Source organism: Phycicoccus sp. (assembly GCF_035325325.1).
Lineage (GTDB): Bacteria > Actinomycetota > Actinomycetes > Actinomycetales > Dermatophilaceae > Phycicoccus.
Genome location: NZ_DAOLAC010000014.1, coordinates 1 through 13780, shown reverse-complemented (window position 1 = coordinate 13780; position 13780 = coordinate 1). Strand labels below are relative to the sequence as shown.

General features: G+C 74.0%; 11 protein-coding genes and 1 tRNA gene. 4 read left to right on the top strand and 8 right to left on the bottom strand.

Annotation, left to right across the window (positions count from 1 at the left end; genetic code table 11):
- Positions 1-50 precede the first annotated feature (50 nt).
- Positions 51-866, top strand: coding sequence for a histidinol-phosphatase (gene hisN, locus PKA89_RS10410; protein ID WP_324419185.1), 816 nt, complete (start codon positions 51-53; stop codon positions 864-866).
- On the opposite strand, the gene PKA89_RS10405 is transcribed toward hisN, so the two are convergent.
- From PKA89_RS10405 to PKA89_RS10385, 5 genes are all read right to left on the bottom strand, one after another.
- Entirely contained in the window at positions 863-1375 is a 513-nt protein-coding gene (locus tag PKA89_RS10405; RefSeq protein WP_324419184.1) for a methylated-DNA--[protein]-cysteine S-methyltransferase, read from the bottom strand. The two genes, hisN and PKA89_RS10405, sit on opposite strands and share 4 nt — an antisense overlap.
- Positions 1365-2711 carry a pitrilysin family protein gene (locus PKA89_RS10400; RefSeq protein WP_324419183.1) on the bottom strand — a complete coding sequence of 449 codons (1347 nt, stop codon included), beginning with the start codon at positions 2709-2711 and terminating at the stop codon, positions 1365-1367. The genes PKA89_RS10405 and PKA89_RS10400 overlap by 11 nt, the downstream gene beginning before the upstream one ends.
- Positions 2708-3997, bottom strand: coding sequence for a pitrilysin family protein (locus PKA89_RS10395; RefSeq protein ID WP_324419182.1), 1290 nt, complete (start codon positions 3995-3997; stop codon positions 2708-2710). The genes PKA89_RS10400 and PKA89_RS10395 overlap by 4 nt, the downstream gene beginning before the upstream one ends.
- Positions 3998-4044: 47 nt before the next feature.
- Positions 4045-5400, bottom strand: a complete 1356-nt coding sequence (locus PKA89_RS10390) for an NAD(P)/FAD-dependent oxidoreductase (protein ID WP_324419181.1) — start codon at positions 5398-5400, stop codon at positions 4045-4047.
- An 85-nt stretch (positions 5401-5485) separates the two neighbouring features.
- Positions 5486-5953 (bottom strand): hypothetical protein, encoded by a 468-nt coding sequence (locus tag PKA89_RS10385; RefSeq protein WP_324419180.1) that lies wholly within the window; start codon positions 5951-5953, stop codon positions 5486-5488.
- Between the two features lie 192 nt (positions 5954-6145).
- Here PKA89_RS10385 and PKA89_RS10380 point away from each other — a divergent pair, with 192 nt between their 5' ends.
- Positions 6146-6418 carry a DUF4242 domain-containing protein gene (locus PKA89_RS10380; protein WP_324419179.1) on the top strand — a complete coding sequence of 91 codons (273 nt, stop codon included), beginning with the start codon at positions 6146-6148 and terminating at the stop codon, positions 6416-6418.
- Here the strand turns inward: PKA89_RS10380 and PKA89_RS10375 are convergent.
- Positions 6398-9358: an AAA family ATPase gene (locus PKA89_RS10375; RefSeq protein ID WP_324419178.1), complete on the bottom strand. Its 2961-nt coding sequence runs from the start codon at positions 9356-9358 to the stop codon at positions 6398-6400. The two genes, PKA89_RS10380 and PKA89_RS10375, sit on opposite strands and share 21 nt — an antisense overlap.
- A gap of 146 nt (positions 9359-9504) precedes the next feature.
- On the opposite strand from PKA89_RS10375, the gene PKA89_RS10370 reads away from it, so the two are divergent.
- Positions 9505-9729: a hypothetical protein gene (locus PKA89_RS10370; protein WP_324419177.1), complete on the top strand. Its 225-nt coding sequence runs from the start codon at positions 9505-9507 to the stop codon at positions 9727-9729.
- 186 nt (positions 9730-9915) lie between these two features.
- Here the strand turns inward: PKA89_RS10370 and PKA89_RS10365 are convergent.
- Together PKA89_RS10365 and PKA89_RS10360 are read right to left on the bottom strand one after the other, a co-directional pair.
- Positions 9916-9992, bottom strand: a tRNA-Met gene (locus PKA89_RS10365).
- A 79-nt stretch (positions 9993-10071) separates the two neighbouring features.
- Positions 10072-13092 carry a UPF0182 family protein gene (locus tag PKA89_RS10360; RefSeq protein ID WP_324419176.1) on the bottom strand — a complete coding sequence of 1007 codons (3021 nt, stop codon included), beginning with the start codon at positions 13090-13092 and terminating at the stop codon, positions 10072-10074.
- 111 nt (positions 13093-13203) lie between these two features.
- Between PKA89_RS10360 and PKA89_RS10355 the strand changes: the two genes are divergently transcribed.
- The gene (locus PKA89_RS10355) at positions 13204-13737 is read left to right on the top strand and encodes a PPA1309 family protein (RefSeq protein WP_324419175.1); all 534 of its coding nucleotides are present in this window, start codon (positions 13204-13206) and stop codon (positions 13735-13737) included.
- Positions 13738-13780 lie beyond the last annotated feature (43 nt).

Sequence of the window (13780 nt, the reverse complement as noted above, 5' to 3'; positions counted from 1 at the left end):
GCGACCAACCCGCCGCCGACGCCGGAAGATCTTCGGTGGGAGCCGGTAGGTTGAGCCCCGTGCCGGGCTACGACGACGACCTCCGACTCGCCCACGTGCTCGCCGACGCCGTCGAACGGCTGACGATGGAGCGGTTCCGGGCCGAGGACCTGCACGTCGAGACCAAGCCCGACCTCACCCTCGTCAGCGACGCCGACCGCGACGCCGAGGAGCTCGTCCGGTTCCAGCTCAAGCGCACCCGCCCCCGTGACGCGGTGATCGGCGAGGAGCTGCCTCCGACGGGGTCGAGCCCGCGGCAGTGGGTCATCGACCCGATCGACGGCACCCACAGCTTCGTGCGGGGCGTGCCGGTGTGGGCCACGCTCATCGCCCTGGTCGACGACGGCCGGCCGGTCGTCGGGCTGGTCGCGGCCCCCGCGCTCGGCCGCCGCTGGTGGGCCGCCGTCGGGTCCGGGGCCTGGTCCGGCCGCAGCCTGACCAGCGCCCGCCGGATCCAGGTCTCGGGGGTCTCCCGGCTGGCCGACGCCTCCCTGTCCATCTCGAGCACGACGTCCTGGGACGACGTCGGTCGCCTCGACGCGATGCTCGGCCTCGCCCGCGCCTGCTGGCGCGAGCGGGCGTACGGCGACTTCTGGTCCTACATGCTCGTGGCGGAGGGCGCCGTCGACGTCGCCGCCGAGCCCGAGCTCTCGCTCCACGACATGGCTGCGCTCGTCCCCGTCGTCACCGAGGCCGGGGGGCGCTTCACCTCGCTCGACGGCACCGACGGCCCGTTCGGGGGCAACGCCGTCGCGACCAACGGCATCCTCCACGACGAGGTGCTCGAGCGGCTCTCCGCCGGCCGTCCGTCGGTGGTGCGCGACTAGAAGAGGACGGCCTGGTCGGCCTCGGTCGGCACGCCCTCGAGCCGGAGGAGGGCCGCCTTGCGCTCGAGCCCGCCCGCGTAGCCGGTCAGGGTGCCGTCGGCCCCGACCACCCGGTGGCAGGGCAGGACGATCGGCACCGGGTTCGCGCCGTTGGCCGCCCCGACCGCCCGCGACGCGCCCGGGGGCAGCCCGAGCCGGTCCGCGATCGCGCCGTACGTCGTCGTCGTCCCCCACGGGACGGTGGCCAGCACCTCCCAGACGCGCTGCCGGAACGCGGTGCCGCGGGGCCGGACGGGCAGGTCGAAGACCCGTCGCTCGCCGCGGAAGTACTGCTCGAGCTGGGTGCGCACCTCCTCGAGCAGCGGGCTCGGCGCCGGCGCCCGCTCCTCGGGGACGGGTACCGCGTCGAAGTGGATGGCCACGAGCGCGCCGTCGGCCTCGACGAGGCCGAGCCCACCGACCGGGGAGGGCACGACGAGCGAGAGCGCGCCGCCGGTCTCAGAGCGCAACCGTGCTCACCGGACCCGGGAGCCGGCCCTCGATGGCGGGGAGGACCGACTCGGCGTCACCGACGAGGACGACCGTCCACTCCCCCGTCGCCGCCCGCCGGTACGCGGCGTCGAGGTCCTCGAGGGCCAGTCCCGCGACGGCGGCGAGGTTGCGGGTCGTGAAGTCGAGCGGGAGGCCCTCCAGGGCGAGCGCGGCCGTCTCGTCGGCGACGGCGTCGGCCGTGGCGTAGCGACCCGGTGCCGTCTTGGAGACGAAGTCGACCCCGGAGCGCAGCTCGGCGGCGGTGAAGCCGTCGCGGGCGTCGTCGAGGATCCCGAGGAGCAGGCCGACCGCCTCGCCGGTGACCTCCGAGCGCACCGACCCCGAGGTGACGAACGAGCCCCCCGCGACGCGCGGCCGGAAGGCCGAGCGGATGCCGTACGTGTACCCCTTCTCCTCGCGCAGCACCGCGTCGACCCGGGCGTTCGGGGAGCCGCCGACGACGAAGGAGGCCACGGGGTGCGGGGCCCAGCCGAAGGGGGTCGAGCGGTCCGGACCCGGGCACGCGACGGCGATCTCGGTCTGGACCGACCCGGGGCGGTCGACGACGACGACCCGCGCCCGGTCGGCGGCCGGGACCGGCGCCAGCGGCGGCGGGGCCGGCACCTGCCGGGGCGCCTCCCACTGCCCGAGGGTCGCGTCGAGGACCGAGAGCGGGTCGAGGCCCGAGAGGTCGCCGGCGAGCACGACCGTCGCGCCGCGCGGCCCGACCCGCAACGCGTGGTGCTCGGCGACGGCCTCGCGGGTGATCCGCCCGATCGTCTCGGCGCTGCCGGCGGCCGGCCGGGACGCGCGGTCGGCGGGGTCCCACATCGTGCGGGCCACCTCGCGCGCCGCGCGGTGCGCCGCCGACGCGCGCTCCTGCTCGATCTCGGCGAGCCGGCTGCGCAGGATGCGGCGCACCTCGGGCTCGGGGAAGACCGGGGTGGCCAGCGCCTCGGTGACGAGCCGGGCCGCCGTGGGCAGGTGGGCCTGGGGCACGTCGAGGTCGACGAGGAGGCCGCCGTCGGAGACACCGGCGCCGAGCGCCATCCCGTGCCGCTCCATCAGCTCGGCGAACTCCTCCGGGGAGTGCTCGTCCGTCCCCTCGTCGAGCAGCCGGGCGGTCATCGACGAGATGCCCTCGAGCTCGGGGTCCTCGGTGGCGAGGGAGGAGGGCACGACGACCCGCATCGAGAGGACGTACTGGCCGGGCAGGTCGTGGACGAGGAGGCGGACACCGTTGGGCAGCCGGTGCTCCTCGGGGACCGGGAAGGCCCACGGGGCCGGCGGCCGGACGGCCGGCCGGGCGCTCACGCGACCGCCTCCGCACCCTCGGCGTCGTCGAGGAAGGCGACCACCGCCCGGCTCTCCGGCCGCAGCCAGCGCCGGGTCGCCTCGACCACTCGTTCCGCCGTCACGGCCCGGACCCGGTCGAGGTGGGTGTTGACGACGTCGGGGTCGTCGTGGAGGAGCAGGTAGCGGCTGAGCAGGTCGGCCCGCTCCTCCTGGGAGGCGAGGGCCGACAGCCAGGCCCGCTCGGCCTGCGCGATCGAGGCCTCCAGCTCGGCCTCGGTCGGCCCCTCCTGCGCGAGCCGCTCGAGCTCCTCGACCAGGCCGGCCTCGAGGGCGTCGGTGTCGGCGTCCGGGGCGGCGTCGATGACGACGAAGCCGAGCGAGACGCCGTCGACGAAGCCCCACGCGGTGGCGTGGGCGCCGGTGGCGCTCTGCTCGCGCCGGACGAACCGGCGCACGAGGCGCGAGCTGGACAGGCCGGCGAGGCAGTCGAGGGCGACGGTGGCCGCGACCAGCTCGTCCGTGCCGTCGACGGGGAGCCGGAAGGCCACGTGCAGCCGGTCGTTCGGCACCTTCTCGCGCCGCTCGACCCGCACCGGCGCGGTGAGCGGCTCGAGCTGGGGCAGGTCCGGACGCCGCTCCTCGGCCCGCGCGGTGAGTCCGCCGAAGTACCGCTCGACGAGGGTGAACCCCTCCTCGGGCGCGATGTCGCCGCAGAGCGTGAGGACGGTGTTGTCCGGGGCGTAGTACCGCCGGAAGAAGGCGTGGACGTCCTCGAGGCTCGCCGCGTCGAGGTCGGCCATCGAGCCGATCGTCGGGTGGTGGTACGGGTGCCCCTCGGGGAAGACCGCGGCGTAGACGTCGATGAGGGCCGTGCCGTACGGCTGGTTGTCGTAGCGCTGGCGCTTCTCCTCCTTGACGACGTCGCGCTGGTTGTCGAGGTTCTCCTGGGTCAGCGCGTCGAGGAGGTGGCCGTGGCGGTCCGCCTCGAGCCACAGGGCCAGCTCGAGCGCACCGGTCGGGACGGTCTCGAAGTAGTTCGTGCGGTCGAACCACGTCGTCGCGTTGAGCCGGCCACCCTCGGCCATCAGCGCCTCGAAGTGCTCGCCGCTGCGCACGCCCCGCGACCCCTGGAACATCAGGTGCTCGAAGAGGTGCGCGAAGCCGGTGCGCCCCGCCTGCTCGTGGCGTGACCCGACCCCGACCCAGAGGTTGACGGTGACGTTCGGGACGGTGTGGTCCGGGGACACGACGACCCGCAGGCCGTTGTCGAGCGTCCTCCGGTGGACCGGGTAGTCGAGCGGCATGGCGGCCACCCTACGGTCACTCCCCGCGCGGCGAAACGCCCCGGCGCTCAGCCCACCCGTCGCACCTCGTCGGGCACGGCGTCGCCGCTGCGGGCCAGCGCCCGGCGGGCGAAGACCTGCTGCTCGGTGGCCACCCGCTCGGACCGGCCACGGCCGAGGAAGCTGATCGCCCAGTGCAGGAGCGTGGTCACCCGGTTCTTGAAGCCGATGATGTACACGAGGTGCACGCCGAGCCAGAGCAGCCAGGCGAGGAAGCCGTGGAAGCGCAGCCGGCCGATCGAGGCGACGGCGCTGAACCGGGAGACGGTGGCCATCGAGCCCTTGTCGAAGTACTCGAACCGACCCTGCGAGGGCTTGCCGTCGAGGCGACGGCCGATCTCCTTGGCGGCGAACCGCGCCCCCTGGATGGCGACCTGGGCCACCCCCGGCAGGTCGCGCAGCGCCATCATGTCCCCGACGACGAAGACCTCGGGGTGCCCCGGGAGGGTGAGGTCGTCCTCGACGAGGACGCGGCCGGCGCGGTCGGTCTCGGCGCCGGACTGTTCGGCGAGGCGCGCCCCGAGCGGGCTCGCCTGCACCCCGGCGGCCCACACCTTGGTCAGCGCCTCGACGCGGGTCTCGTGGCCCTGGCGGTCCTTGTAGGTCAGGCCCTGCTCGTCGACGTCGGTGACCATCGAACCGGTGCGCACGTCGACCCCCATCTCCTGCAGCCGGCGCCGGGCGGCGCCACCGAGGCGCTCGCCGAAGGTCGGCAGCACGGTGTCCGCGGCGTCGAGGAGGATGACGTGCGCCTGGGTGGGGTCGATCCGGCGGAAGTCGTGCTTGAGGGTCCGCCCCGCGAGCTCGGAGATCTGGCCGGCCATCTCGACGCCGGTCGGGCCGGCCCCGACGACGACGAAGGTGAGGGCCCGGCGGGCGTCCTCCGGCGAGGTCGCGAGCTCGGCGACCTCGAAGGCCCCGAAGATGCGCCCGCGCAGCTCGAGGGCGTCGTCGACCGACTTCATGCCCGGCGCGAACTCGGCGAACTCGTCGTGGCCGAACCACGACTGGCCCGCTCCCGCCGCGACGAGGAGCGAGTCGTACTCGAGGACGGTCTCGGTCCCGAGCAGCTCGGAGGTGACGGTGCGGGCCTCGAGGTCGATGTCCGTGACCTCGCCGAGGACGACCCGGGCGTTCTTCTGCCGGGCCAGCACCTCGCGGGTGCTCGGCGCGATCTCGCCCTCGGAGAGGATGCCGGTCGCCACCTGGTAGAGCAGCGGCTGGAAGAGGTGGTGCGCGGTGCGCGCCACGAGGGTCACCTCGACGTCGTCGCGGCGCTTGAGCGCCTGCGCGCCGAAGAGGCCGCCGAAGCCGGAACCGATGACGACGACGCGGTGCGTGCGGCCGGTCTGGGTGGTGGTCACGTCGGGTCCAACAGGTCCCCCGGGCCCGGAGATTCCGCCGACACGCCGGTGTGGCGCAGGTCGCTCCGGGCGCCGGGGTGCCGGTTCAGCCGCTCCAGCCGGTGGCCTGGAAGGACAGCGACGCGACGCCACCGTTCCAGAACGTGCCGTCGACGAACGCGCGGGTCGAGCGGTCCATCGTCGCCGTGGGCTTCGAGGTGAAGTCGGTACCGCTGTTGACGGTCCGGACGCCGTGGCGCACGCCGTCCTTGGTCTGGATGCCGAGCTTGACGCCGAAGGCCGAGTTCCCGGCCGAGAAGTGCACGTGCGCCCAGTTGCGCAGCTCGGAGTAGCACCAGCCCCAGTACTGGGTCAGCGTGCCGACCCGCCAGGACGAGGTGCCGACGCCGTACGTGATCGCCCTGCTGTTCACCTTGTGCGGTGTCCCGCAGCCCGAGGGCGAGTCGTTGGCGCTGGCCGGGGCGGCGAGGACCGCCGAGCCGGCCAGGGTGGCGGCGGCGACCGTCGCAGTGGCGACGAGCCGACGGACGCGGGTCGAGGTGGACGTGGTCATGCTTCCCCCAGGTGGTCGTGGTGCGGTGCACCGGTCGGTGCCGGTTCCCCCCGGCTCCGCCACGCTAGCGGGAGGGCGGGGAGTCCGCACGCGGGCGGGACGTCGCGCTCGTGCGGCTCCCCGGGGGCCAGATCTGGTCATGCGCCCGTCCCGGCCCCGCCGTACCGTGGGTGCGGTCGAAGGGAGCCACCGATGCCCATCTTCATGGTCGAGAGGCAGTTCGGGGAGCAGCTGGACCCCACGATCGAGGGCCTGGCCGAGATCAACGCCGTCAACGACGAGGAGGACGTGCGCTGGCTGATGTCCTTCCTGTCGGCGGACAAGCGCAAGACCTACTGCCTCTACGAGGCGGAGTCGGAGGAGGCGATCCGTCGGGCGGCCGCGCGTGCCGGCATCCCGGCCGACGCGGTGACCGAGCTCGACAGCCGGTTGCTGCCGGACGCGTCACGGCTTCCCGTCGTCTGAGGACGGGTGGACGAGCCCGTGGCGCACGGCGTAGCGCGCCGCGGAGGTCCGGTTCCTCGACCCGGTCTTCATGAGGATGCTGCGGACGTGGTTGGCCGCCGTGTGCTCGCTGATGACGAGCCGGCGGGCGATCTCCCTGTTGCTCGCGCCCTCGGCGAGCAGGCCGAGGACCTCGACCTCGCGCCCGGTCAGGCCGTCGGGCACCGGGCGGGGCTGCGTCGGTCCCAGGATGCGCAGCACCCGGGCCAGTCCGTGGTGCGTGGCCACCTCGCGGGCAGGTCGCTCGTGCACCCTGACCCGGTCCGCGGCGGCTCCCGAGCGCCGGAGGTGGGCCGCCCAGTGGGCCTGCGTCGTCGCCTCGTGCAGGACCGACCCGGTGCGGCGGTCCATCTCGAGTGACCGCGCGAAGCACGTCTCCGCCCCGGGGAGCCCGAGACCTGCGCGGAGCAGCCCGATCAGCAGGTCACCGCTGCCACAGAGCGCGAGCATCTCGCCGCCCATGAGGTTGACCCCGACGAACCGCTCCGCCTCCGGCAGGAGGGCACGCATCGCGTCCTCGTCATCCAGCTCGACCGCCGCCTCTCCGAGGAAGGAGAGGGACGCGGGCCAGATCGCCGACCTCCTCAACGTGGTCACGTCCCAGCGCAAGGCGTCATGGAGCGCCTCTCGGGCCCGGTCCGTCATCCCCGTCTCGATGCAGAGCGCGACGACGCCGGGCCGCCAGGGGTCGGTGGGCTGCAGGCCGGACTCCATCATCGTGCGCGCGAACCCCAGGCGTCCGCTCTCGCGCCGGATCATGAACTGCTGCAGGCTGGCCGGCCCCTCCCCCGCACTGGCACCCGGCTCGAACCCGGCCTCGATGCGACGCCCGGCCGCCATCGTCGCGCGCGCCGCGGTCACGTCGCACCGCAGGAGCTGGAGTGACGCGGTGAACAGGTGCAGCGTCCAGGAGATGTAGGGCTGGCGGCTCTCGCGGGCCGCGACGCCGAGCTCCTCGAGGGCCGACGACAGCGCGGTCCGGTCACCGGTCACGTACGCGGCGTGGCACCTCACCATGGCCGCTCTCCCCGCGTGGGTCCAGTGCGGTCCCACCCGGGAGAGCTCGGAGAGCTCGGCGGCGTGCGCCGCCCTCTCGCCGAGGGAGTCCAGGCCCACCCCGACGAAGAGCGACTCGTCGAGGACGGTGGCCAGGAGGCGCCGGTCGCCGATGGCCCGCGCCCGTTCGATGGCGTCCCTGACGCACCGGCGAGCCTCGTCCTCCGCTCCCGTGAGCATGAGTGCGGAGGCGAGGGCCGCCGCGGCGCGCACCACGAGCGGGTCGTCGGCGGAGCGACCCGAGCTGCGGATGGCTCCCTGGAGGAGCGTGACACCGCGGTGGGCGCCGGCTCCGCTCCCGGCGCGCCACATGGCCGCGACGTAACCGATGGCGGCCAGCAGCCGGATCTTCGGATCGGTGGAGGCCGACGCACGCTCGTCCAGCTGCATGGCCCTCAGGCGCCGCCCCGCCAGCAGGTGGCAGCGCGCGGCGGCGAGGAGGAGCCGGTCCCGGGGCGGCCCGGGGACCTCGAACCCGGTGGCGCGCTCGTAGAACGCGGCGGCGTCCGACAGCGCGAGCTGGTCCTCGGCGCTCTGCCCGGCGAGCCGCAGGTGGTGCGCGGCCTCCGCCTCGAGACCGAGGCCTGCCGCCTGGGCGTAGTGGTGCGCCACGCGGTAGAGCTCCGCCGGGCCCGACCCCGTCCGGGACCTGAGGGCCTCCGCGATGGCCGCGTGGGCGCGGGCCACCCGGCGCGCCCCGAACTCGGCCTGGACCGCCTGCTGCGCCAGGACGTGGGCGAAGTGGTACTGCCCGGGGTGGTCGACGACCTGCTCGAGGAGGCCGACGGCCCGGGCTGCCTCCATCGCGGCCAGGGCGTCCTCCGGCGAGACCTGCCGGTCCGAGGCGCCGGCGACCACCGAGGCGTCGACGACGACCCCCGCCACGGCGGCCAGACCGACGAGCTCACGGTGCGCCTCGGTCAGCTCGGCCAGCCGGCCCGCGACGACCGCACGCAGCGACTCGGGAACCCCCAGGACGCCTGCCCGCAGCGCCTCGAGCCCACCGCGGGCGGTCACGTCGCGCCAGAGCTCGTTGAGCACGAACGGGTTGCCGCCGGTGTGGTCGTGCAGCAGCGCGGCCGCGGCGGCCACGGCCTCGGGAGTGCCCGCGCCGGAGGCCACGAGGAACCGGGTCACGTCCGAGACGCCCAGGCCCATCAGGTCGATGCGGTGCACGTCGTCCCGGCGCACGAGGTCGGCGAGCACCCCTCCGAGCACCTCCGAGCGGTCCGGCGGAGTCGCGCGGTAGGTCGCGAGCACGAGCAGCGGGACCTCGGACACGTGCTCGACGACGTAGCGCAGCAGGTTGAGGGCGGACCGGCCGGCCCAGTGGAGGTCCTCGAGGACGAGCAGGAGGGGCCGCTCCACGCAGGCCGCCGCCAGGAGTCCGGCCACGCCGTCGAGCAGGGCGAGGGGGTTGGGGACATCCTCACCGGCTGCCGCCGTCCCGAGCACGGGCGCGGCGACCTGGTGCACGGCCCGCAGCTCCGCGATCGGCTCACCGCCACTGGACACGAAGGACCCGAGGAGGCCGGAGGCGGCGGCCTCGACGAGAACGGACAGAGGGCGGACGAACGGGTCGAACGGTCGCCCGTCCTCGGCGGTGCACTGACCGTGGAGGACGGACGCCCCGGTGCGGTGCACCGCCCGAGCGGCCTCGGCCACGAGCCGCGACTTGCCGACGCCAGCGGCCCCCCCGAGGAGCACCGTCTGCGGTGCCCCGGCGGCCACGTCCGCCCACACGGCCTCCAGCAGGTCGAACTCACGCTCCCGGCCGACGAAGGGCGGGCGGGCGGCACGACCGGTCCACGGGCCGGGCAGGTCGGGGGGCGGCCAGCCGGGCATGGATCCACGGTAGGGCTCGGGCGGGCGAGGCACATGGGCATTTCTGGCCACCCGGCGCCGACCCCGAGTTGCCTCGTTCGGGTCAGGCGCTCGTCGCCCCGACGGCGGACCGTGGCAGGACGTCCCGAGCACGAGAGGAGGAGACCATGAAACGACAGCACCGAGCCCGTCGAGGGATCGCCGTCCTGGGAGCCGGCCTGCTCGCCGCCGGGACCCTCGTCGGCCCCGCCGAGGCACGCCAGGACGCGGGGCCGCCCGTCGGTGACGGCGGCGGCTGCCTGCTGGAGCGCGTCGGCGACCAGTTCGTCCGCTGCGACCTGCTGACCGGCAACGGCGTCCCGGCACCCGCGTTCATCCCGGAACGAGGCTGACCGGGGCCCGAGGGGCAGGACGCCGCGCGGCGGGCGCGCGGGGGGCAGGACGCCGCGCGGCGGACGCGCGGGGGCAGGACGCCGCCGTCGCCGGCGACTCGTTCCTCGTCGCCCGCTCCGGCTCCCGGCATCCCGACCACGAGAAGGGCCCCGACCGGCTGTCGCCGGTCGGGGCCCTTCTCGTTCTGGTAGCGGGGGCAGGATTTGAACCTGCGACCTCCGGGTTATGAGCCCGGCGAGCTACCGAGCTGCTCCACCCCGCGTCGTGGTGAGTCGCGCTCCGGAGAACGCGCTCGGTATGTCCACGAGGTTACGCGACGGTGGGCGGAGACCACAAATCGGCTACCCGGAGCTCGCCGTCGCGGACGGTGACGGGCTCGGCGACGGCGACGCGCTCGGGGTGGCGACCGTGGTCCCCAGCTGCGCGGCGAGCGCGTCCGCCTTGGCGATGGCGGCGGACAGCCGCTTCTGCGCCTCGCCGTACGCCGCGAAGTCGCTCTTGCTCAGCGCCTCCTGGCCGTCGGTGTAGGCGGTCTGGATCTCCGCGATGGCGGCCGCGAGCTGCTGGGCCACGGTCGTCTCGGGCGTGGGCTGGTCCGGCGTCTGCCCGCCGTCCCCGCCCTGGCTCTCGCCGAACAGCCCCGTGATCGCCTGCTCGAGGGTGTCGCCCCAGGCGACGTTCGTGCCGTAGACGGCGACCGTGATCTTGTTCTGCGGGAACGAGCCCGAGCCCTCCGAGGCCTGGACGTAGATCGGCTGCACGTAGAAGGTGCGGCCCTGCAGCGGGAAGGTGAGCAGGTTGCCGTAGTCCAGCTGCTTGCCGCCGCTGGAGTTGTTGGTGATGTACTGCGCCAGCCCGAGCTGCTCGGCGGGGTTCTGCGAGCGCACGTTCGAGTTCTTGATCTGGTTGACCACCTGGCCGGGGCCCGACGGCGCCTGGTTCGAGGAGTACTCGACGAGCCGGAGCTTGCCGAAGTTCGGCGCCGGCTTCCCCGCGGACGACCCCGCGTCGGCGTCCACCGCGAGCAGGCCACGCAGGATCTCCCGGCCTCCCTCGGTGTTGCTCGCGGGGACGAACGGGGAGGTGATCGAGAACGAGGCGCGGTCCTCGCCCGGCAGGGCGATGGACTGGAAGACGACCGGGATGTCCTGGGTCGAGACCGAGGGGTCCCGCGGGACCCGCCACCTGTCGTTACCGGTGAAGAAGTCGTCGGCGCGGGTGACGTGGTACTCGTTGAGCAGGTCGCGCTGGATCTTCACGAGGTCCTGCGGGTAGCGGATGTGCGACATGAGGTCGCCGGAGATCTCGGAGATGTCGCGCACCGACCCGGGGAAGGCCTGCTCCCACGCCTTGAGGATGGGGTCCCCGGTGTCCCAGCCGTAGAGCTTGACCGAGCCGTCGTACGCGTCGACGGTCGCCTTGACGGCGTTGCGGACGTAGTTGGCCTCGCCGGAGCGGACCTGGACGACGGCCGAGCGCTGGGCGACCGAGTCGGTCGTCGCGTCGGCGAGGTCGACGAGGCGGCTGTTGGGGTACGCCGACGAGGTCGTGAACCCGTCGACGATCCACTGCAGGCGCCCACCGACCACGGCGGGGTAGACGTTCCCGTCGAGCTGGAGCCACGGCGCGACCCGCTCGACGCGCTCCTTCGGCGTGCGGTGGTCGAGCAGGCGCGACTGGCCGTTGACGGCGTCGGAGAGGAGGAAGTTCGCCTCCCGGTACTTCACCGCGTAGGCGAGCCGGCGGAAGGTGGAGCCGATCGGGACGCCGCCACCACCGGTGTAGGTGTTCTTCACCGACGAGCCCTCGGTGCTGCCGGGGCGGTCGTACTCCTTGGGCTGGCTGCCCGTCGGGGCACCGACGACCGAGTACTGGGGCGACAGTTCGCCGAAGTACACCCGCGGCTCGTAGTCGCCGAGGCTGTTGCGCCCGCCGCCCTCGAAGAAGACCGGGTCGCCCTCGGGCGTGCGCTGGTTGCCGTAGGCGGCGTAGAAGCCGTAGCCGTGCGTGTACACGGTGTGGTCGTTGAGCCAGTTGCGCTGGCCGTCCGGCAGTCCGGCGAGGTTCATCTCGCGGACCGCGACGACGGCGTCGTTGACCTTCCCGTCGATCGTGTACCGGTCGACGTCCAGGGTGTCGGGGAAGGCGTAGAAGTCGCGCTCGCCCTCGAGCTGGCGGAAGGTCGGGGCGACGACGTTGGGGTCGATGACCCGCACGCCGGGGATGGACTCGGCGTCCGCGCGGAGGCTGGCCTGGCTCGGCGCCTGCTCGGGCACCGTGTTCTGGATGCGCTCCACGCGGTCGAGGCCGAACGCGGAGTTCGTCGCCGCGATGTTGCGCTGGATGTACGTCGCCTCGAGCGAGCGGGCGGACGGGCCCACCTTGAGCGACTGGATGAGGGCCGGGTAGATCGCCCCCGCGACGATGGCCGTGACGACGAGCAGGCCGACCCCGATGATCGGCAGCCGCCAGCTGCGGTTCCAGATCGCCGCGAGGAAGAAGGCCGCGCACATCACCGCCGCGACCGCGAGGATCGCCTTCGTCGGCAGCACCGCGTTGGCGTCGGTGTAGGTGATGCCGGTGAGCAGCGAGCCCTTCTGGGTCGAGAGCGAGTAGCGGTCGAGCCAGTAGGACGCCGCGCGGGTCAGCGCGATGAGCGCGCCGAGGACCCCGAGGTGCACGTACGCGGCGCGGGTCGAGGGACCGCGCCCGGGCAGCTGGAGCCCGCCGTAGACGTAGTGGGTGAAGGCACCGGCGATGAAGGCGAGGACGAGGACGACGGTGACGAAGCTGACGACGAAGCGCAGCCACGGGAGGGTGAAGACGAAGAAGCCGACGTCGAGGCCGAACTGGGGGTCCTTGGTGCCGAACGGCTGGCGGTTGGCCCACAGCAGGAACGTGCGCCACGAGCCCATCGACCCCGAGCCCGCGAGCAGCCCGAGGACGACCGGGACGACGATGATGGCGAGCCGGCGCAGCGGCTCGATCGCCTGGCGGTACTGCTCGAGCACCTGCTGCGCCGGGGTGACCGGGACGTAGAGCGGCCGGGTGCGGTACGCCACGGCGAGGGAGACGGCGACCGCGCCGCCGGTGACGAGGGCGGCGACGACGAAGATGCCCGCCTTGCTCAGCAGCTCGGTGACGAACACACCGCTGTAGCCGACCGACTGGTACCACCACACGTCGGTGAGGACGTCGGCGGCGATGCCCCCGAGGACGGCGAGCGCGATGAGGACGAGCAGCGTGGGGAGCAGGGGCCCGCGGCGGCGCAGCCGGCCCGGCCGGGGCCCCTCGGGGCGTCCGGCGCCCTCGTCGGGCCCGTCGGCTCCGTCGCGTCCGTCGAACCAGTCCGAGCGACTCACAGCTCTCCTCGTCCCGTGTGCCGGGGTCGTCCTGCACCAGTGGTGGTCAACCTACCTCGCAGACCCCAACGCACGAGCAGCGCCCGGAGTTCGGTCGGGCACGATGGACCCGTGAGCCACGACCGCCAGCCCGTCACCGACCCCCTGACCCTCGCCGCCCTCGACACCGAGCGGCACGTCGCCCGCACCGGGTGGGACCAACCGGTACGGCTCTTCGCCCTCGTCCCGACCGCTGAGCTCGTCGACCGCGAGCCGCAGCTCGCCGACGGGCTCGCGACGCACGACCGGGTCGCGGGTGCGCTCTCCGCCGTCGAGCAGGACGAGCTGCCGGACGCCGACGGCCTCGAGGACCTGCTGGCCCGGATCGCCTGGCCCGACGAGGTCGCCGGCTGCGCGGTCGCCGTCGAACGCGTCGTCCTCCCGCCGGCGGCCGAGCGCGACCTGCCCGAGGACCCCGAGGCCGCGGTGCGGGCGGTCGCCAAGCACCCCGACCGCGCCGACGTGCGCCTCCTCGTCGCCGTCACCCGCGACGGCGCCGCCCGCTGCCTGCTGCGCCAGCGAGCGCACGACAGCGACGACGAGGTCGCGCTCGGCGACGACATCGCGCCCGGCCTCGTGCACGCCCTCCGGGCGACCTTCGACTGATATGTAGCGGTTTCCTGTCAAGTGGGCAGGGTGAGGCGCCGCC